Raw genomic sequence first — 18,237 nt, 5'->3', positions numbered from 1 at the left:
ACGAAGCGCAAGCGGTGCCGTGGAGTGCAGCCGTTGCTTTGTTCCTGGTCCGCCAATACTCCCGGATACGGCAGTAACGCCGCCCGGGGGAGAAAGTTTAAAGCGAGAGCCTCTAATGACCGAGAACGTTTCTGGTGCTTCCTACGCTGCAGCCGGTGTCGACATCGAAGCCGGCGACCGCGCTGTTGAACTATTCGCCCCGATTGCCAAGAAGGCCACTCGCCCAGAGGTCCGTGGCGGGCTCGGTGGTTTTGCCGGCCTGTTTGCACTGGGCAACTACGAAAAGCCGCTGCTGGCCGCATCCTCCGATGGTGTGGGGACCAAGTTGGCCGTGGCGCAGGCCGTCGGCAAGCACGACACCATTGGCCTGGACCTGGTCGCCATGGTCGTCGATGATCTGGTCGTGTGCGGTGCCGAGCCGCTGTTCCTGCAGGACTACATTGCAATTGGCAAGGTCGTGCCGGAGCACGTCGCCGAGATCGTTTCCGGCATCGCCGAGGGATGCGTCCAGGCGGGTTGCGCACTCCTGGGTGGCGAGACTGCAGAGCACCCGGGTGTGATGGAACCGGGTGAGTACGATGTCTCCGCTACCGGCGTCGGTGTCGTGGAAGAGGACAAGCTTCTCGGCCCGGACCGCGTGCGTGAGGGCGATGTCATTATCGCCATGGAGTCCTCTGGACTTCACTCCAATGGCTACTCGCTGGCTCGCTACGTTCTCCTGGAGAAGGCCGGTCTGGAGCTCGACGGTTATGTCGAGGACTTCGGGCGCACCCTCGGTGAGGAGCTGCTGGAGCCAACCAAGATTTATGCGAAGGACTGCCTGGCTCTCATGAACGAGGCCGAGGTCCGCACTTTCTGCCACGTCACCGGTGGTGGATTGGCTGGCAACATGGTTCGCATCATGCCGGAAGGCCTGACCGCCGACATGAGCCGCGCAACATGGACCCCGGGGCCGATCTTCAAGACCATTGCTGAGCTCGGCAACGTCTCCCGCGAGGAGATGGAGAAGACCTTCAACATGGGTGTTGGTATGGTTGCGATTGTTTCTGCAGAGGACCGCGATCGTGCACTGGCTCTGCTGACTGCCCGCCACATCAACGCTTGGGAGCTGGGTACTGTCCGCAAGAGCGAGGCGGGCGAGGACGGGGCTGTTTTGCGCGGCAGCCACCCGCGCTTCTAAGCGTCGGCCGGCCGTCGGTTTACTGCGACGGGCGGCCGGGGACTGGGCCGGCTGGTCTGCCGTGGAGGGCGGCCTACTGATGCGACGGGGCGGTCTAGATTCTGGGTTGCACAACGGAGATCCCAGAAAACCACGGGCTGCAAATGTGAAACTGTATGAGTTTATGACACTTTCGAGCCGTTTTTCGGGCGATTTTTGTCATAAACGCAGTCAGTAACTCGGATTGATCCGCCACCGCCGAACATAATCGGCGGAACATAAACGCAGTCGACTAAGCAAAAGCAAGCACCCACCAACGGAATCGTTGGTGGGTGCTTGCTTTATTGAAATAGAAACGCTTTGCGGAAAATACGACAGCGGTTAGCTTGCGCTAGCTGTCGCGACCAGCGCCTGAGACCCATTCCTCCCAGTCAGAGTAATAGTCGTCTCGATCGGACTCGTTCGACTTGCCGACGAGTTCCCGCTGCAGACGTTCCAAATCCATTTCTGGTGAATCGTACTTGAGCTGACGGGCAACCTTCGCCTGCTTTGCTTTCGCACGGCCGCGACCCATGGCCTGACCCCCTTGTGTAATCCGTGGGACGGCACGGGGATACGGCCGACCCACTTATGTCTTATTGCGTTAATTCCTGTAAGACACCATAGCCGATTTTTAGACGAAGGGGTTACGCGGGGAGGCCCATAGTGGGTTGTGTCCTCGCGCTCAGGCAACTCAATATGTGTAGTGACCTGGGGAAATATCCTTTCTGAAAAAGAATGGAAAAAGTTATTTTTTCACCACTCTGTCTGGTGGCTTTACCTATTTCCTGTTACCTATTTCCCTCGCAGGCGGTTGATGGCCACACGGCCCGGCGGCAGCTGCTCAACGCGGTCGATGGAGGAGGGGTCGACGGCCACGGCGCAGTCACCCACCACAAGGCCCTCGCGCTCCTGAGCTGAGCGTTTAAGCAGCGCCAATGCAATCGGGCCGTAATCGGCATGTTGCACGACGGTGCCCACGCGGCCCACGGCGCGCTTGCCCATCATCACTGGATCGCCGGTTTCCGGCAGCGTGGCCGAGCCGTCGAGCTGCAGCATCACCAAAACTCGTGGGGAGCGACCAACATTGTGGACACGTGATACCGTCTCTTGGCCGCGATAGCAGCCCTTGTCCAAGTGCACGGCAGCCGTGTCGAATTCAGAGGCGATCCAGCGCGGAGCCTCATGCGGAATCATCTTCTCGTCTACGTCGATTCCCAGCTCTGGGCGCAAGGAGACTACGCGTTCGGCCTCCCAGCCCATCAGACCAACGGGGGAAGCGCCAGCAGCTACCAACGCGTCCCAAGCGCCGACTACATCCTGTCGGCGCACGAGCACATCCACACGCCCGCCGCGTGGCCACGGCAGGTGCCGGACGTAGGAATGTCCCACAGTCGTAGCTTTGCCCACCTGCGGGAATGCGAGGCCAGCGGCTACCAGTACCTCAGGGGCATTCGGCCCCATGACGGAAATAATCGCCCGTTCTACTTCAGCAATTTCCACCTTGGACCAGAACACCATCATGTTCAGGTACTTCAACAGGGAGTCGAAGCCAGCAGGGGGCACGTCGATAAGCACGGAATCGTCCAAAACAGTCAACGTCATGTGATGGAGAACGTGACCGTTTGCATCCAGGTTCAGTGCTTCAGTGACAGTGCCGGGAGCGGCTTCGTCGACCTTCTGCGAAAAAAGTGTGTTGAGGTAGGTCAGGCGATCCTCGCCAGTGACCTCAATAACGCGGTAGTACGAGCGATCTACTACGCCGCAGTCCTCCTGCAGATGACGTTGCTCTACCAGCGGACGGCCGTAGTGCCATGCCACGCTAGCTTGCCCTGCGGTTTGCTCAACGTTTTTCGCTGAGTTTCCGTCTGGGGCGTTCTCTGAGGCCTTCTCCAAACCTTCCATCTGTCCGCCCAGTTCGAGGGCAGCGGCGCCAGCCACGTGAGACATCAAAGGACTTACATACTCAACACTCACTCCCTCATGTTAACCAGAAATCCTCAAATTAAGCATGGATTAAGCTTGTGTGTATGACGGATTCGCTTTCTTCTCTAGTGCTTATCGACGTCTTCGCAGACGGCGGCCCGGTTGCTGTCGAGGCAGGACAGCCGTTCCTCTACGCGGATGATCTCGGAGCTATTCGCGGCGACGGAGTTTTTGAAACACTCCTGGTCAGGGGTGGTCATACCTGTAATACTGACCGGCACGAGAAGCGATTCGCATCGTCAGCGCTAATGCTGGATTTGCCAACCCCAGATCTGCAGCAGTGGCGGGCGGCTACCGAGGTCGCACTACAGGAGTTGCGCGATAGGTCAATTGAGGGGGATGCGACGTTGCGGTGGGTGTACTCGCGTGGTCGCGAGTCCACCGGAGAGTCGACTGGCTACGTTTTGGCTAGCTCCGCGGAAAAAGTCGCGGAAAATCGCCTGAAGCCGGTATCGGTCATGCTTGCAGAGCGCGGTTTCTCGCTCGACCTTGGCTCCCGTGCACCGTGGGCGCTCATCGGCGCGAAAACGTTGTCATACGCAGCTAATATGGCCGCTTTGCGCTATGCCAAGTCCAAGGGTTTTGACGATGTCATCTTCACGTCCGCAGAGGGCAAGCTCTTGGAAGGCCCAACATCGACCATCATCGTTCAGCGCGGCAATGAACTGCTGACTCCCAACCCCGGTGAAGGAGTGCTGCCGGGCACAACTCAGGCAGCGCTGTTTGAAACAGCCGCCAACTGCGGCTGGAAAGTCACCCCGACGGTCCTGGTGCCCGGGGACCTATTCACCGCCGATGCGGTGTGGCTAGTGTCTTCGGTGCGTATCGCGGTCGTGGTTAAGTCCATCGATGGTGAACCCATCCGGCAGCCGGATGCAATCGCGGAAAAGGAATTCCGCGACCTGTGTGACAAGGCGCTGGCGACGCAGTAGGGCCCCAAACAGTAGGGCTTGATGCAGTTGGGCGCCGCAGTAAGGCCACACAACGCCCGTCGTAAAGCGGGGAGAACCTAGCCCGCGTAGCGCTTGAGCTGCGCGGACATGCGGGGAGCGAACTCCTCATCCCGCAGGCGCTCGTCTACCCACCCGAGATCGTTGTTCGGCATCAGCCCGTAGAGGCGCTTGCCCGGGCCAAGGGATGCAGGACCGGTAGCAGTGACCATTGTGGAGGCTGCTTGCAGCTCCCATGCGCGCTCGGAGACCGGCTTGCCGTAGTAAATCTCAGTGACGCCGGTGGAGTGGACGCAGATGAACTCAATCTCGTCCTCGTTGTTAATGCGCCAAAATCCTGTTTCGCGCTGGTCAGGGCCGGTCGGCTCGCCTTCTTCGTCCAGCTTCCAGATGCGCGACTCATACTTCAGGTAGTTCTCGCCATCATGGCTGAAAATGAGCTGCTGGCCGAAGTTGTACTCACCGTCGACGACAGTGTTCGCTTGCCCCTCACCGCGCCACACGCCGACCAGCGGCAGTAGTGCCAGCAGGCCGTCGTGAATATTCGGGCCGAAGCGCAGATTCGCGGTCTCGTCGGGGATCGGGAGCCCCTCAAGCTCAGTGATGTTGCGCGTAGCGGTGCTCTTGGCCTGTTCGGCCGCGCGGTTGATGGCCTCGTTGCCGTCGAGGCGAGGGGCTTCCGCAGCTGCAGGCTCCTGTGCAGCGGCGTCTGTCTGGTTGCTGCCATTCTTCTCGGTCATGCTTCACACTCTACCGCTGAAGCTCTTGTGGCCATGTATGGGCTGTTGTCGCATGGTGCTAACGCTGCACCGACGCTTAACGGCGATGCTTGACGACGGCCTTAGCGACGCACCCGACAGTTCTTCTCCGGCAGCTTCTCCGTGGATTGAGCTGACGCCTCGGCATCCTGCTGGGATGTCGGCGGCATGAAGTTTGTTGGCGACACGGTGCACAGAATCTGTTCGCCTTCGATGGTGATAGAACCGCCCGACACGTACACGCGAGTCGCCGGCATGCCCATCGGTATATCTGAATCCCGCAGTGTCAGAGCGAAGGTGTCCATAATGTGCTGCGTATCAGCCTCAGACAGCTCAGGTTTGACGTGGTTCTTAGAATCCGTTGGGGACGAGGGCGCAGAAATAATCTCCATCGGCGTAATGACCACGTCGCGGCTGACAATGCGCAACTTCGCCGTAACCTGGGTTTTTCCCTGCCATCCGGCTGGCGTGGCCTCGAAGATAGCCTCGGTCTCCCAGCCGCCGGTGGGGGAGGAGTCCTTCAGGCTCTGGATGCTCAAATCGGTCAGTCCCAGCTTGTTTCCCAGAGAGACTCCGTCGAGCGAGAGCTTAGTGAAGTACTGCTTCGTCGGCGATTCTGGGAAATTACCGCTGAGCACTGCCGATGCCGGGATCTTAACGTTGGAAGCTCCGTACTCCAGAGATACCAAGCCGAAGTCGGGCACCTCGACATCGCGGATGCGCGAGGTTACGGAGCTCCACTTACCCGTAACAAAGGAAGACAAGTAGGCCTTGCCACCAATGGCGACGTATGGGGTCATCTCCAGCTGAGCAGTCTCCTGAATATGCTCGGAGAGCTTGTACTCCGCATGGCTGGCGAAGCCCATGTCGGTGGCGACTACCAGCGCGGCAACGGCGAGGATAGAGCCACCGATCTTCTTCTGTCGTCGGGAAATGGACACACTCTATTAGTACCCCATCGCTTTTGGCTCAGACGACATCGGGGAAGTGTTGAATTCGCTGCTGTGTATAGGGTGGGGCGTATGAACGTAACCGAACTGCTTGACGTAGACACCACCGTCGCCAGTACGCTGCTGCAGCACGCCCACTCCACCGACGGCGTGGAGGCGTTCGGCGAGGCTTTCGTCCGAGGGCTTGACGACGACTCTTTCGGGCATCGACACTTTGCGATTATTGAGAACGACCGTTACTTGGGCCTGGCAGCCGTTGCGCCGGATGCAGTGGAGATGGTTGTTGATCCGGAGTTTCGTAAGCAAGGAGTCGGGGCGAAGCTGCTTGCGCACATCGATGCTGAGGTTGGCGAGCGCCTGCCTATCTGGGCTCACGGTGATGTTGCCGGTGCCAGCCGTTTGGCAGAGTTGACGGGACGCAAGGTCGTCCGCGAGCTGTTGCAGATGTCCATTTCGGGCTCAGCGTTGGAGAAGGCGGCGGGGGACGTCGATAAGCGTGATGATGTTGAAGCGCTAACCCTGACTGCGGCACGTGCGAAGTGGGGTGAGGCGGCCGTGGATCGGGCGTGGTTGGCTGTGAATAACGAGGCGTTTGACTGGCATCCGGAGCAGGGTGGTTGGTCGCAGCCACAACTCGATCGAGCTCGAAACGTGCAGTGGTTCGACCCGGAGGGCGTTTTCTTTGCTGCGGATGTGGCCGGGGCGCGCGACAGTGCGGAGGAGATTTGCGGTTTCCACTGGACGAAGTGGCACGCCGAGGAGTCTGTGCCAACTGGTGAGGTGTATGTGATCGGGCTGAGCTCGAAGGCACGCGGACGTGGCCTGGGGCGATGGCTGACCAATGTTGGGCTTTCCTATCTCCGGAACCGGGGAGCGGAAAAGGTAATTCTCTATGTGGAAGGCGACAATGCGCCGGCAGTGCGCACGTACCGTGCGGTCGGTTTCGAGGTGGCCCGCCGTGATGTGATGTACGGCGCGTAGATGCGACGGTTCGGTTTATTGGGGGAGTTATTGAAGGCGAGTTGTTGAAGGGGGAGCTTAGCTTTATCTCAGTTTTAGGTGGTTTTCCTCTGGCGCGGGGGCAATGATTCTTGTGTTTTTGAGGAGATGCTGTCCAATCCTCAGTGTTTCAGGGGCGCATTTTAGGGCCTCTTACAGGGAAAATGAGGATAAATAAAGAATTACTTGCGCCGTTCACCAATTGTTAATGTTCTGAACAGGTTCCGGTTACTATCGGTAGATAGGTTCAGCGCAGTGGACCGGAGTGTGGCGGTTCCACGTGAACTGTTTCACTCATTGTGTAAAACCCCGGAGGATTTACTGTGCTGAAGAAGAACCGTGCGGCATCTGTCATTGGTTTGGCCGCTGTTGCAAGCCTTACCTTGGCTGCTTGCTCTGAAGAGGGCGGCGAAGGCGCTTCTAACGTTGAGGGTCTGGCTGACGTCACCGGTGAGCTGCAGGGCGAGGGCGCTACCTCGCAGCAGCGCGCCATGGATTTGTTTGCCACCAAGTTTGAAGAGACCGGCTCGACCCTGTCGTACAACGCATCTGGCTCTGGTTCCGGTCAGACTCAGTTCATTGCCGGCACCGTTGCTTTCGCTGGCTCTGACTCCCCGCTGAAGGAGAAGGACGGCAAGGACCAGGTCGCAGAGGCTAAGAAGCGCTGCGACGGCAATGAAGCATGGCACCTGCCGATGGTTATCGGTCCGGTTGCCGTTGCCTACAACCTCGAGGGTGTTGACGTCGCTCTGACCCCGGCTCTGGTTGCTGAAATCTTCGACGGCAAGATCACCAAGTGGAACGACCCGAAGATCGCTGAGGTCAACGAGGGTGTCGATCTTCCGGAGAAGGACATCAAGGTTGTCTACCGCTCTGAGGAGTCCGGTACTACTGATAACTTCATGAAGTTCCTGAGCGCAGCTGCTCCGGAGCAGTGGCAGCACGAGGCTTCCAAGTCCTTCCCGACTGCTACTGGCCAGGGTGCTAACGGCTCGGCTGGTGTTGTCAACGAGGTCGCCAACATCGACGGTGCTATCACCTACGTCGAGGCTGGCTTCGCTGAGGACAAGGACCTGGGCATCGCCAAGATGGACTTCGGTCATGGTCCGGTTGAGCTGAACAACGACACCGTCGGTAAGGCTCTGGATTCCGTCACGTTCAAGACTGAGGGTCACAACATGGTTGTTGACACCGACGCTCTGTTCGCAATGGATGAGGAAGGCGCTTACCCGCTGGTTCTGACCACTTACGAAATCGTCTGCTCCGCTGGTTACGACGAGCAGACTCGTGACCTGGTTAAGAACTTCCTGAAGGTTGTTCTGGAAGAGGGCCAGGGCCCAGAGCTCGAAGAGCTGGGTTACATCCCGGTTCAAGGTGAGTTCAAGGACAAGCTGTCCGCAGCGGTTGACGCTATCAAGTAATTCTTTGCGTGCAACGCGGGTGAAAGCAGAGTGAGCTCTGTCGTTACCCCAGTTGGCGCGAGGGTCACTTCAGCCGGCCACGCAGATTTGAGCTGTAGGCCGAAAACCTGACGTAGACCGGTTGGCTTTATATATCGACACCTCAGTTGATTGGGTACCGCTCGTAGAGGGGTACTGAGGCCAATCGGTCTTCATGTGCGTTGAAGCACAAATCACTTCTACTTAGGAAATGAGATCATGAGTTCCTCGACTCCCATTGAAGGGAAGCAGGAGGCTGTAGACAGCAGTCTGTTGCAGTCCTCAGCACCGCAGGTGGATTCCTCCGGCGACGAGAGCTCGGAAGAGCAAGCCATTCAGACCGGCGTTGTTCGTCCTGGTGACCGAATCTTCAAGATTCTGGCGGTAGGATCTTCCGCATTGGTGACTGCTGCCATCATCGCAATTGCAGTGTTCCTGCTCCTGCGCGCAGTTCCGGCAATGTCCCGTAACGAAGCGAACTTCTTCACCTACACCGAACGATGGAACCTGGCGGATACCTCCGCCATGTACTTCGGTATTCCGAACATGTTTCTGGTGACCGTCGCGGTTTCCATCCTGGCGCTGATTCTGGCTATGCCGGTTGCGCTGGGTATTGCCATCTTCCTGACTGCCTATGCTCCAAAGAAGATGGTCAAGCCGCTGGGTTACCTCGTGGATTTGCTGGCCGCAGTGCCGTCGATTGTTTACGGTCTGTGGGGCTTTATGGCTCTCGGTCCGGCCTTGGCTGGTCTGTACGGGTGGTTGGCTAAGACACTGGGCTTTATCCCGATGTTTGCCCTGTACCCAAACTCGCCGGCATTCGAGACCGGTCGAAACCTCTTCACCGGTGGCATTGTGCTGGCAATTATGATTCTGCCGGTTATCGCGGCTACCACCCGTGAGGTCTTTGTTCAGACCCCGCGTGGTCACATTGAGGCATCGCTGGCTCTCGGTGCGACCCGTTGGGAGATGGTCAAGCTGGCTATTCTGCCATTCGGTCGTTCTGGCTTTATCTCCGGCTCGATGCTGGGTCTGGGACGTGCTCTCGGTGAGACGATGGCTCTCTACCTCGTGATCTCCCCGTCCTCGGCATTCCGTGGCTCGCTTTTCGACGGTGGTACCACCTTCGCAACCGCAATTGCTAATGCGGCACCAGAGTTCAATGACAACCTCAAGGCCGGCGCATACATGTCCGCAGGTTTGGTGCTGTTCTTGCTGACCTTCGTGGTCAACTCCGCAGCCCGAATGATTGCGAAGAAGTAGCAAGGTCGTAGGAAAAGAAACGAGAAGTAACAATGACTAGTTCAACTACTGATTCTTCGCCTCACGGCCCTGCAGACATGGTCCCCACCACGGAGTCGGCTTTCACCCAAATTAAGGGTTCCCGCAAGGTGGCAGACAACGTCTCCACGGTCCTCATTTACTGCTGCATGGCTCTTGCCCTGATCCCGCTGGTGTGGGTTCTCTTCGAGCTTGTCGTCCGAGGCACCCCGTCACTGCTGAGTGGTGAGTGGTGGACTGCATCCCAGCGTGGTGTCACTGTTGGTGCGTCTGCCGGTGGTGTTGCTCACGCAATCGTCGGTACCTTGGTTCAGGCTCTGGTCACGACTCTCATGACCGTGCCGTTCGGTATCTTCGTCGCCATCTACTTGGTCGAGTATGCAGGTAACTCCCGTCTGGGCAAGGTCACCACCTTCATGGTCGACATCCTCTCCGGTGTGCCGTCGATCGTCGCGTCGCTGTTCATCTACTCGATGTGGGTGGTCATGTTCGGCATGAGCCGTTCCGGTTTCGCTGTCTCGCTGGCGCTGGTTCTGCTGATGCTGCCGATCGTTGTGCGCAACACCGAGGAAATGCTGCGCATCGTTCCGCACGAGTTGCGTGAAGCCTCTTACGCTCTGGGTGTTCCGAAGTGGAAGACCATTTTGAAGATTGTGCTCCCGACCGCACTGTCGGGCATCGTCACCGGCGTCATGCTGGCCGTCGCCCGCGTCATGGGTGAGTCCGCACCGATGCTGATCCTGGTTGCAACCTCGCGAATCATCACCTATAACCCGTTCGGCCAGTCGCAGTCCTCGCTGCCGCTGTTCATGCTGGACATGTACAAGGCCGGTAATACCGGTGCGGCATTCGACAAGATGTGGGGCGCAGCGCTCACGCTGGTTCTCATCATTGCCCTCATCAATATCCTGGCGCGCTTCGTATCCGCCAAGTTCTCCGTCAAGAGCAGTTAATGCTGGGCGCCTAACGTCCGCTATTTCAAGGAAGGTTTTTGAAAGACCATGGCTAAGCGCCTAGACCTTAACGATGTCAACATCTACTACGGCGATTTCCACGCTGTGCAGAACGTCGACCTGCACGTCCCGCCGCGTTCCGTTACCGCATTCATTGGCCCGTCCGGCTGTGGTAAGTCCACCGTGCTCCGTTCGCTGAACCGTATGCACGAGGTCATCCCGGGTGCCTACGTCACTGGCGAGGTGCTTCTCGACGGCGAAAACATCTATGGCCCGAAGATCGATCCGGTCTCCGTTCGTAACACCATCGGTATGGTGTTCCAGCGTCCGAACCCGTTCCCGACCATGTCCATCGAGGACAACGTCGTGGCTGGCCTGAAGTTGGCCGGTGTTAAAAACAAGGCTCATCTCCAGGAGGTTGCCGAGAAGTCCCTGCGCGGCGCCAACCTCTGGGATGAGGTCAAGGACCGCCTGGACAAGCCGGGTGGCGGCCTCTCCGGTGGTCAGCAGCAGCGTCTATGCATCGCACGTGCAATTGCAGTTGAGCCGGAAGTTCTGCTGATGGACGAGCCGTGTTCCGCACTGGACCCGATTTCCACCCTGGCAATCGAGGACCTGATTCATGAGCTGAAGGAAGAATTCACCATCGTCATCGTGACCCACAACATGCAGCAGGCAGCTCGTGTGTCCGATCAGACCGCATTCTTCTCCCTCGAGGCAACCGGTAAGCCGGGTCGCCTGGTTGAGGTTGGCCCGACCAAGAAGATCTTCGAGAATCCAGACAAGAAGGAAACCGAGGACTACATCTCCGGTCGCTTCGGCTAAACGCTTTGCGTATGCCGTAATAAGCCAATAAGAGCCCCGTACTTCACGCGTGTTCACGCGAGGTACGGGGTTCTTATTGTTGTTGCAGTTTATGAGATTGCTATGTCGCGCACATGTTTTGCCACCTGATTGTCTAACCGCGGAGGTGATTTGTGCCGGGGAAAACAGTTTTTGTGGCGGGATCAAGCAGTTACTGACTAGGTTTATGTCAGATGAATAGCGTTTACTCGCAGTAAAGTGTCATAAACCTAGTCAGTTTCTCGGTTTGAGACAGTGTTTGGCTGGGGAGGTGTTTAGCCCAGTGTGGCTTAAAAACGGCTCCACTCCGGCCTAAAAACCCGCGCCCCAGGCCAGCAGCCACCCCGACATCCCTACAGCTCAGCCCAACACCCAGCCCGCCGAGCAGCCCAACAGCCCCCCCCAACAGCCTGCAGCTTCACGGACCTACATCCGCAGGTGACGCTCCAAGGCCTGCAGGCGTTGGTTAAAGCTGCGCTGGTCGCGTTCGTCCTCAAGCTTGTCCAGGTAGACATCGCGCTTGTAACCGGTGGCCAGGTAAATAATCCGGGCGGCAACCTCGACAGCGTGATCCGCGTAACGCTCGTAGAAGCGGCTCAGCAGAGTGACATCCACTGTCTGCGCAGGGGAGTGAGGCCAATTATCGTCGTTGGTCAGCGTAAACAGGTGCTGGTGAATGTCATCGATGCTGTCATCGGTCTTATCCAAGGCCAATGCCTGGTCGACGTCGTAGTCGATAAGCACCTGACGGGTTTCGTGCGTCATCTGTTCAGATACGGAGGCCATCTCGCGGAAGAACCCCTCCACGGGCTCCGGTAGTGCCTTGTTCGGGTGGCGACGCCGGGCAACGTTGGCAATATGCACACTCAATGCGCCCATGCGGGAGATGTCCTCGACAATGTAGAGGCCACTGACAATCTGTCGGAGGTCACCAGCCACAGGAGCTTCGCGGGCCAACAGCTCGAAGGCTCGCTGCTCCGCATCCTGGCGCAGGTCCTCGAGAGAATCAATCTGGGAAAGAACTGTTTCAGCCGAGACCAAATCAGCCTCGAAGAGGGCCTTGTTCGCAAGCTTGTGCATGGAGCCAACTCGGTCACACATCACAATCAGGCTGTGAGCCAAGTTGTCCATTTGTTCTCGGTAGACAGTGCGCATGCGTTCCATAGTAGGCAATCCTCAACAACGTCGCGCGTTAGTGGGGAGCCCCCAATTACCCCTCGTAAAGTTATGTAAACACTCGCTCAGAACCGAAGCTTAGCCACCGGAGTGCATAATCTCCGCGCCCTCGGGCACGGTGTCGTCCTCCGGGTCGTCCAGCCAGCCCTCCGGCAAGACCACCTTTGCAGGGGACCCCTGTCGGCCGCGGGCGCCGTCGGCGTCCTCCGGGCGGGCGTGGGCGCTGGGGCCGTCGTAAAGCGGTGCGAGAATCTCGTCGAGCGTTGCCAGCGAATCGACGCGCGCAAGAGACTTCCGCACCTCACTGCCGGCAGGGTATCCCCGCAGGTACCAGGCAATGTGCTTGCGCAGGTCGCGGCAGCCCTTACGCTCGCCCTCGTGCTCCACGAGCAGTTCCGCGTGACGACGGATAATCCCCGCGACCTCACCAAATGTTGGTGCCGGCGGCACTTCTTCGCCACGCAGCTCGGCGGACAACTGCGCGAACAGCCACGGGCGGCCAAGGCAGCCGCGACCGACGACGACACCGTCGCAGCCGGTCTCGTCGAGCATTTTGCGGGCATCGGTGGAGGCGAAGATATCGCCGTTGCCAAGCACTGGGATATCGCTGAAGCCGGAGTCGACCATGTGCTCCTTCAGCCGCGCGATCTGTGACCAGTCAGCGTGGCCGGAGTAGCGCTGCGCTGCAGTGCGGGCGTGCAGAGCCACAGCCTGGGCGCCCATCTCGGCGGCGATGCGGCCGGCGTCGAGGTGCGTGTGGTGCTCGTCATCGATGCCGACGCGGAACTTCACGGTCACCGGGATGTCCGTGCCCTCCGTGGCCTTGACCGCTGCGGCGACGATGTTGCCGAAGAGGCGACGCTTATATGGCAGCGCCGAGCCGCCGCCCTTGCGGGTGACCTTTGGTACCGGGCAACCGAAGTTCATGTCGATGTGGTCGGCGAGGTTTTCGTCGACGATCATCTTCGCGGCCTCGTAGGTCCACTTCGGGTCAGTGGTGTAGAGCTGCAGGCTGCGGGGGTTCTCGTCGGGCGCGAAGGTGGTCATGTGCATGGTCTTTTCATTGCGTTCGACCAATGCGCGGGCGGTGACCATCTCGCAGACATAGAGGCCCGAGACCGTGCCTGTACGCTGCAGCTCCTGCTCGCGGCACAGCGTGCGGAATGCCACGTTGGTGACACCGGCCATCGGAGCGAGTACCACGGGGGAAGCGAGCTCAAAGGGGCCGATGTGCATGTGCGCGGACGTGGCATCGGCGGGCTTGGCGGCGCTGAGCGGACTCGAGGAGGTATCTAACACGTACAGTATTGTGTCACGCTGAACTGCCGTTTTCGAATCTGTTTTATCTGGCGGATCGGATCGCCCCGGTTAGCGCTGCGTCCGCGGATGCCTGACGACGATCACCGTTCGGCGACCCCTCCCACCGGGCAGGTCGGTGGTATTGCGGAGAATTTCCAGGATGTGGTTCGACTCTTCGTCGAGGTGTTCGGTGGGTTCGTCGAGAAGCAGGATTGGCGCTGTGCTGACAAGCGCACGGGTGAGAATGAGCCTGCGCCGCTGACCACCCGAGAGACTGTCCGCGCCGCTGTCCAGAATCGTGTCCAGGCCGTCGGGTGCGGCATCGACCCAATTGCGCAGGCCCACGGCGTCCAGTACGGAGTAGATGTCATCGTCGCTGACCTGCGGGTTACCAATAGAGATGTTGTCCCGCACCGTCGTGGCGAAAATGTGCTCATCCTCGGCGATAAAACGCACCAAGTCGCACTGCTCCGTGTTTACGTGGGGCTCTCCGGCACTTGCCGCACTGCGCCACAGCTCACGTCCGTCTCCGTCAGTGATAGTCACCGTGCCCGCAACCGGCGGGATTAGTCCGGCGATTGTCTTCAGCAGCGTGGTCTTTCCGCTTCCCGACGGCGCCGTGATCTCCCGGTAGTCGCCAAAGGTGACCTCGAAGTTTTGCATCGGCAGTTGAGCTGGCTGGGCAGCGGGCTCTTCCGCAGTATTCGAACTGTTGTCGTCGGGGTAGCCCACGATCAAGTCTTGAACCTGCAGAGTTGGCCGAACTGCCAGGTGGTTCTGAGGGAGCGTGGACGTGTGAATTGGCGCTGTGGGGGCTGGGGACGAGCGCATGACATCCGCTTCCTCTGATTCGCCCGCATTCGACGCAAGCGTCAGCAAGGCTTCCCTCGATTGCGCCAGTGTTTGCGCAGCAGCTGGCAGCGGACCAACCGCTTCAAAAGCAGCTAGCGGCACCAGAACCAGAACTGTCAGCCACTCGGGGGAGTGCAGTAAACCGCCTCCAGCGCCCCCGGCCGAATCCGTCACTAACCACGACGCTACGACCACGGTCAGGACAGCGGTCAACACGCTAGCCGCGGTGCTCAGTGCGGAGGCGCGGGCATTTGCTCGACCTGCGGCGTCATCGATGGCCGCAACCGTTTTGCTGGAGGATGACGCGGCAGAGACTGCCTCATCCAACTGGCCGTGGATACGCAGGCCGGCGGCGTCGGAAAGCAGCGCTTCGACGGCAGCGGCATGCGACTGAAGCGCGGCCGCGCGACGCTGACTTGAGCGCGCAGTGGTGCGATACGTCAGGTAAGGAGCAACACCGCCGGCCAGAAGCAGTCCCACCGCCAGGAGAACCGTAGCGGCAGGCGAGAGTAGAGCCACAAAAATGACGGCGATGAGAGAGGTCATCAGCGCCACCAATGCGGGCACTATTGATCGCACGACGGCATCGGCAAGTGCGTCAATATTCGCCCCAAGCGCTGTGACAATATCGGAACGCTCACGCAGCGCCAGCGTACGGTCGGCCACGAAATGCTCCCATAGCTTCACGCGCGAGCGCTCGGCGGTGCGCAACGCCACATCGTGGGAGACCAACCGGTCGAGGTATCGAAACGCAGCTCGCGAAATACCCAGCGCGCGCACAGACGTCACCGCCAAGGTGATGTCCATCAGCGGTGGCATCTGCCAAGAACGCGTAATCAGCCACGCCGACACCACGGTCAGACTCAGCGCGGACAGCAGCGTGATGGTGCCCGCCAACACCGGCCAAACCAGGTCGCGGGGTTTCACCAGGCGACGAAGCGCTTGCAGAGTAGTCATCGCGACTGCACCTCCACCACGCCGTCGGCGGCCGCAATCAACAGCGGATCATGGCTGGTGGCAATCACTGTGGCTCCGCGCCGGGCACGTGCGTGCAGGAGCCTAATCACGGACTGCGCACTGTCGGTATCCAGGTGAGCTGTCGGTTCATCGAGGAGGACGAGGTCGCGGGTGTCGTCGGCAAGCTCGCGCCGAAGCGCCTCCCGCTGACGTTGCCCGAGCGAGCGCCGCGAATTGTCTCCCACCGTCGCTGCGTCCAACACTGGGCGCTGGGGCAGCCACGCGATGCGCCGCAGCAGATCCTGGTCACGGAGAATGCGCTGGCCGTCGCGAATAGTTACGGAGCCTTCCAACCCCTCGTGCACGATGCCGGCGACCGCAAGCAGCGCTGTCGTCTTGCCCACGCCGTTCGGCCCCGCCAGCACCGTCACTGTGCCTGGCTGCGCGATGGCGCTTAATTCACTTGGCCGCACGCCGTCTCGCCCCGGCGCGGAAAGGCGTTCGAACACGACCGTGGGGGCGCTGTGGACACTGCTTGACGACGTTCCTTCGGCCACCTCTTCCACAGTTTCAGAGGTGGTGTCTGTGGAGTTTGGAGTCTGGCCAGCGTCCTTGTCTAACAGTTCCGTGACTTCGGTGGCAGCGACCACACCGTCCTGGGCGGCGTGGAATTTCTGGCCAACCTGGCGCACCGGGCCATAGATTTCTGGGGCGATGATGAGCACTGCCAGGCCGGTTGCCAGCGTCATGTGGCCTCCCAGAAGTCGGAAACCGATGCCGACGGCGATGAGGGCGATTGACAGGGTGGTGAGGAATTCCAGGACCGACGCGGATAGGAAAGCGATGCGCAGGACCTCCATGGTGGATTTCCGGTGGCGGGTCGACAGGCGCTTGATTTCCTCGCTGGGGGTGTCGGCCATGTTGTGCGCTTTGAGCGTTGGCAGGCCGATGACCAGGTCGAGAATCTGACCACGCACCGTGCCGATGTCGGCCAGACGGCGTTCTGTGCGGCCCTCAGTGAGGCGACCTACCAGCCACATGAACAGTGGAATGAGTGGCAGCGTGACAACCGCGATGGCAACCGATGGGAGGTCCAACCATGCGACTGCGACCAGTGCCATCGGGGTAGCCAGCGCTGCGGCCACCAGTGCGGGGAGGAATTCCGCCACGTAGACGGCCACACCATCGAGCCCGACCGAAAGCAATGCGCGCCAGTGCGCGGTGTCGACAGTGCGAGGATCGCGCAGAGCCAGGGCTCGCAGTGCCCGGCTGCGCAGGTCTGTGGCCACGCGTGCACCCGCAGATTGGCCGAAACGCACGAGCGCGTAGGAGCAGGCCACCCGAACGAGTACAGCGGCCGTGGCTATCAGCGCGAATAATGTCCAATTAGGAGTTGCCTCACCCAGAACCTGCGCCGTAATAGTGCCGATTGCCAGCCCCAACGCGATTGTGGCACCTGTGCTCGCGGCGGTCAGTGCGCCCGCGAAAATGACCCAACGCCAGGCTGGGGCCGACAGCTTGAATAGTTTCGGATCGACAGGTGCCACTTTTTAGAAACTAACCTCCAACGGACGGTCTACTGTGAGACCTTACGTTCAGCCATCAACCGCTTGCGGAATACCCAGTATGTCCACGCCTGGTAGGCAATCACCAGTGGGGTAATCACCAGCGCGGTCCAGGTCATGATTTTCAGCGTGTAGGGGTTAGAGGCGGAATTCCAGATATCGAGGGAGACTCCGTCGGCAAGCGTCGTCGGCATCAGGTACGGGTACATGGCGCCGAAGACAACGGTGGTGACGGCAGTCACGGTGACGGCGGTTGCGGAAAAGCGATGCCATCGCGGTTGCCTACGGTTGCGGAGATGGCAATGACCAACCCCGCGACGGCGATGACGACAACAGCCCACAGCCAGGTCTTTCCGTAGCCCAGCTGTGTCCAGATGAGGAACACGCCGCCAAATATCAGCGCCGACAGTGCCGGAATTCGAGCGGCGTTGCCGACCTCGTCGCGTAGCTTGCCGGCGGTCTTCAGCCGCAGGAACGTAACTGCGTGAAGAGCGAACACAGCCGCAAACGCAATCCCGCCGACCAGGGTGTACGGGTTCAGCAACCCGAGCAGGGTACTAAAGCCGGAGTCCAAGTTCTTGTCGGCATTCAGCGGGACACCGCGCACCAGGTTCGCGACCGCTACGCCCCACAGAATTGGAGGCAGCCAGGAGCCGAAGATAATCGCGCGGTCGCACCAGGCGCGCCAGTGCTCATCGTTGACTTTGAAGCGCCATTCCAGCCCGACGATACGGACAATCAACGCCACCAGAATCAGGAAGAGCGGCAGGTAGAAGCCGGAAAACATAGACGCATACCATTCCGGAAACGCCGCGAAGAGCGCGCCGCCAGCGGTAATTAGCCACACTTCGTTGCCGTCCCATACCGGCCCGATAGTTCCGAGCATCGCTTTACGACGCGGTTCATCGCGGCCAACGAACGGCAGCAGCATTCCGACGCCGAAGTCAAAGCCCTCGAGAAGGAAGTAGCCGGCGAACAGGAACGCGATCAGGACAAACCACAAAACGGGAAGATCTAATCCGAACATGTCA

General features: G+C 59.6%; 15 protein-coding genes and 1 pseudogene. 7 read left to right on the top strand and 9 right to left on the bottom strand.

Annotated elements, in window-relative coordinates:
* The first annotated feature begins 115 nt into the window (after nucleotides 1-115).
* Complete coding sequence (gene purM / locus ADB08_RS11025) at nucleotides 116-1,180, top strand: phosphoribosylformylglycinamidine cyclo-ligase (protein WP_016421389.1); 1,065 nt, start codon at nucleotides 116-118, stop codon at nucleotides 1,178-1,180.
* A gap of 370 nt (nucleotides 1,181-1,550) precedes the next feature.
* Here the strand turns inward: purM and ADB08_RS11020 are convergent, their stop codons facing one another.
* On the bottom strand, nucleotides 1,551-1,733 hold the full coding sequence (locus tag ADB08_RS11020) for a DUF3073 domain-containing protein (protein ID WP_049173067.1): 183 nt from the start codon (nucleotides 1,731-1,733) through the stop codon (nucleotides 1,551-1,553).
* A gap of 260 nt (nucleotides 1,734-1,993) precedes the next feature.
* Nucleotides 1,994-3,148 (bottom strand): YgfZ/GcvT domain-containing protein, encoded by a 1,155-nt coding sequence (locus ADB08_RS11015; RefSeq protein ID WP_049173066.1) that lies wholly within the window; start codon nucleotides 3,146-3,148, stop codon nucleotides 1,994-1,996.
* An 80-nt stretch (nucleotides 3,149-3,228) separates the two neighbouring features.
* Here ADB08_RS11015 and ADB08_RS11010 point away from each other — a divergent pair, with 80 nt between their 5' ends.
* Nucleotides 3,229-4,116 carry an aminodeoxychorismate lyase gene (locus ADB08_RS11010; protein WP_049173065.1) on the top strand — a complete coding sequence of 296 codons (888 nt, stop codon included), beginning with the start codon at nucleotides 3,229-3,231 and terminating at the stop codon, nucleotides 4,114-4,116.
* A gap of 77 nt (nucleotides 4,117-4,193) precedes the next feature.
* Here the strand turns inward: ADB08_RS11010 and ADB08_RS11005 are convergent, their stop codons facing one another.
* On the bottom strand, nucleotides 4,194-4,874 hold the full coding sequence (locus tag ADB08_RS11005; RefSeq protein WP_049173064.1) for an FABP family protein: 681 nt from the start codon (nucleotides 4,872-4,874) through the stop codon (nucleotides 4,194-4,196).
* A 101-nt stretch (nucleotides 4,875-4,975) separates the two neighbouring features.
* Nucleotides 4,976-5,833, bottom strand: coding sequence for a DUF2993 domain-containing protein (locus ADB08_RS11000; protein WP_049173063.1), 858 nt, complete (start codon nucleotides 5,831-5,833; stop codon nucleotides 4,976-4,978).
* A gap of 81 nt (nucleotides 5,834-5,914) precedes the next feature.
* On the opposite strand from ADB08_RS11000, the gene mshD reads away from it, so the two are divergent.
* From mshD to pstB, 5 genes are all read left to right on the top strand, one after another.
* A complete protein-coding gene (mshD, locus tag ADB08_RS10995) occupies nucleotides 5,915-6,823 on the top strand; it encodes a mycothiol synthase (protein ID WP_049173062.1) in 909 nt (302 codons plus the stop codon).
* Between the two features lie 341 nt (nucleotides 6,824-7,164).
* A complete protein-coding gene (pstS, locus tag ADB08_RS10990; protein ID WP_016421383.1) occupies nucleotides 7,165-8,262 on the top strand; it encodes a phosphate ABC transporter substrate-binding protein PstS in 1,098 nt (365 codons plus the stop codon).
* Between the two features lie 237 nt (nucleotides 8,263-8,499).
* Nucleotides 8,500-9,543, top strand: a complete 1,044-nt coding sequence (pstC, locus tag ADB08_RS10985) for a phosphate ABC transporter permease subunit PstC (protein ID WP_049173061.1) — start codon at nucleotides 8,500-8,502, stop codon at nucleotides 9,541-9,543.
* 77 nt (nucleotides 9,544-9,620) lie between these two features.
* Nucleotides 9,621-10,514, top strand: coding sequence for a phosphate ABC transporter permease PstA (pstA, locus tag ADB08_RS10980; RefSeq protein WP_049173081.1), 894 nt, complete (start codon nucleotides 9,621-9,623; stop codon nucleotides 10,512-10,514).
* Nucleotides 10,515-10,562: 48 nt separating this feature from the next.
* Nucleotides 10,563-11,339, top strand: coding sequence for a phosphate ABC transporter ATP-binding protein PstB (gene pstB / locus ADB08_RS10975; protein WP_016421380.1), 777 nt, complete (start codon nucleotides 10,563-10,565; stop codon nucleotides 11,337-11,339).
* Between the two features lie 444 nt (nucleotides 11,340-11,783).
* Here pstB and phoU read toward each other — a convergent pair whose 3' ends face one another.
* The 5 genes and pseudogenes from phoU to cydB form a co-directional block, all read right to left on the bottom strand.
* Nucleotides 11,784-12,521 carry a phosphate signaling complex protein PhoU gene (gene phoU / locus ADB08_RS10970; protein WP_080969597.1) on the bottom strand — a complete coding sequence of 246 codons (738 nt, stop codon included), beginning with the start codon at nucleotides 12,519-12,521 and terminating at the stop codon, nucleotides 11,784-11,786.
* Nucleotides 12,522-12,611: 90 nt separating this feature from the next.
* On the bottom strand, nucleotides 12,612-13,769 hold the full coding sequence (gene dusB, locus ADB08_RS10965) for a tRNA dihydrouridine synthase DusB (protein ID WP_049173080.1): 1,158 nt from the start codon (nucleotides 13,767-13,769) through the stop codon (nucleotides 12,612-12,614).
* Nucleotides 13,770-13,901: 132 nt separating this feature from the next.
* Complete coding sequence (gene cydC / locus ADB08_RS10960) at nucleotides 13,902-15,641, bottom strand: thiol reductant ABC exporter subunit CydC (RefSeq protein WP_049173060.1); 1,740 nt, start codon at nucleotides 15,639-15,641, stop codon at nucleotides 13,902-13,904.
* Nucleotides 15,638-17,188: an ABC transporter ATP-binding protein/permease gene (locus tag ADB08_RS10955; protein WP_080969598.1), complete on the bottom strand. Its 1,551-nt coding sequence runs from the start codon at nucleotides 17,186-17,188 to the stop codon at nucleotides 15,638-15,640. Before ADB08_RS10955 ends, cydC begins: the two co-directional genes overlap by 4 nt.
* Nucleotides 17,189-17,217: 29 nt before the next feature.
* A pseudogene (gene cydB / locus ADB08_RS10950) lies at nucleotides 17,218-18,233 on the bottom strand (cytochrome d ubiquinol oxidase subunit II).
* Between the last annotated feature and the right edge of the window lie 4 nt (nucleotides 18,234-18,237).

Origin of the sequence: Corynebacterium sp. 239_CJEI (assembly GCF_001055995.1) — a bacterium.
In the GTDB taxonomy this organism is placed as follows: Bacteria; Actinomycetota; Actinomycetes; order Mycobacteriales; family Mycobacteriaceae; genus Corynebacterium; species Corynebacterium jeikeium_D.
The sequence above is the reverse complement of the archived record's forward strand: the minus strand, read 5'-3'. Positions and strand labels throughout refer to the sequence as shown.

Excerpts from the sequence above, each read along its gene's own strand:
- purM (WP_016421389.1), top strand. The coding sequence starts at position 116 with ATGACCGAGAACGTTTCTGGTGCTTCCTACGCTGCAGCCGGTGTCGAC.
- ADB08_RS11020 (WP_049173067.1), bottom strand. The coding sequence starts at position 1,733 with ATGGGTCGCGGCCGTGCGAAAGCAAAGCAGGCGAAGGTTGCCCGTCAG.
- ADB08_RS11015 (WP_049173066.1), bottom strand. The coding sequence starts at position 3,148 with ATGTCTCACGTGGCTGGCGCCGCTGCCCTCGAACTGGGCGGACAGATG.
- ADB08_RS11010 (WP_049173065.1), top strand. The coding sequence starts at position 3,229 with ATGACGGATTCGCTTTCTTCTCTAGTGCTTATCGACGTCTTCGCAGAC.
- ADB08_RS11005 (WP_049173064.1), bottom strand. The coding sequence starts at position 4,874 with ATGACCGAGAAGAATGGCAGCAACCAGACAGACGCCGCTGCACAGGAG.
- mshD (WP_049173062.1), top strand. The coding sequence starts at position 5,915 with ATGAACGTAACCGAACTGCTTGACGTAGACACCACCGTCGCCAGTACG.
- pstC (WP_049173061.1), top strand. The coding sequence starts at position 8,500 with ATGAGTTCCTCGACTCCCATTGAAGGGAAGCAGGAGGCTGTAGACAGC.
- pstA (WP_049173081.1), top strand. The coding sequence starts at position 9,621 with ATGGTCCCCACCACGGAGTCGGCTTTCACCCAAATTAAGGGTTCCCGC.
- pstB (WP_016421380.1), top strand. The coding sequence starts at position 10,563 with ATGGCTAAGCGCCTAGACCTTAACGATGTCAACATCTACTACGGCGAT.
- phoU (WP_080969597.1), bottom strand. The coding sequence starts at position 12,521 with ATGGAACGCATGCGCACTGTCTACCGAGAACAAATGGACAACTTGGCT.
- dusB (WP_049173080.1), bottom strand. The coding sequence starts at position 13,769 with ATGCACATCGGCCCCTTTGAGCTCGCTTCCCCCGTGGTACTCGCTCCG.
- cydC (WP_049173060.1), bottom strand. The coding sequence starts at position 15,641 with ATGACTACTCTGCAAGCGCTTCGTCGCCTGGTGAAACCCCGCGACCTG.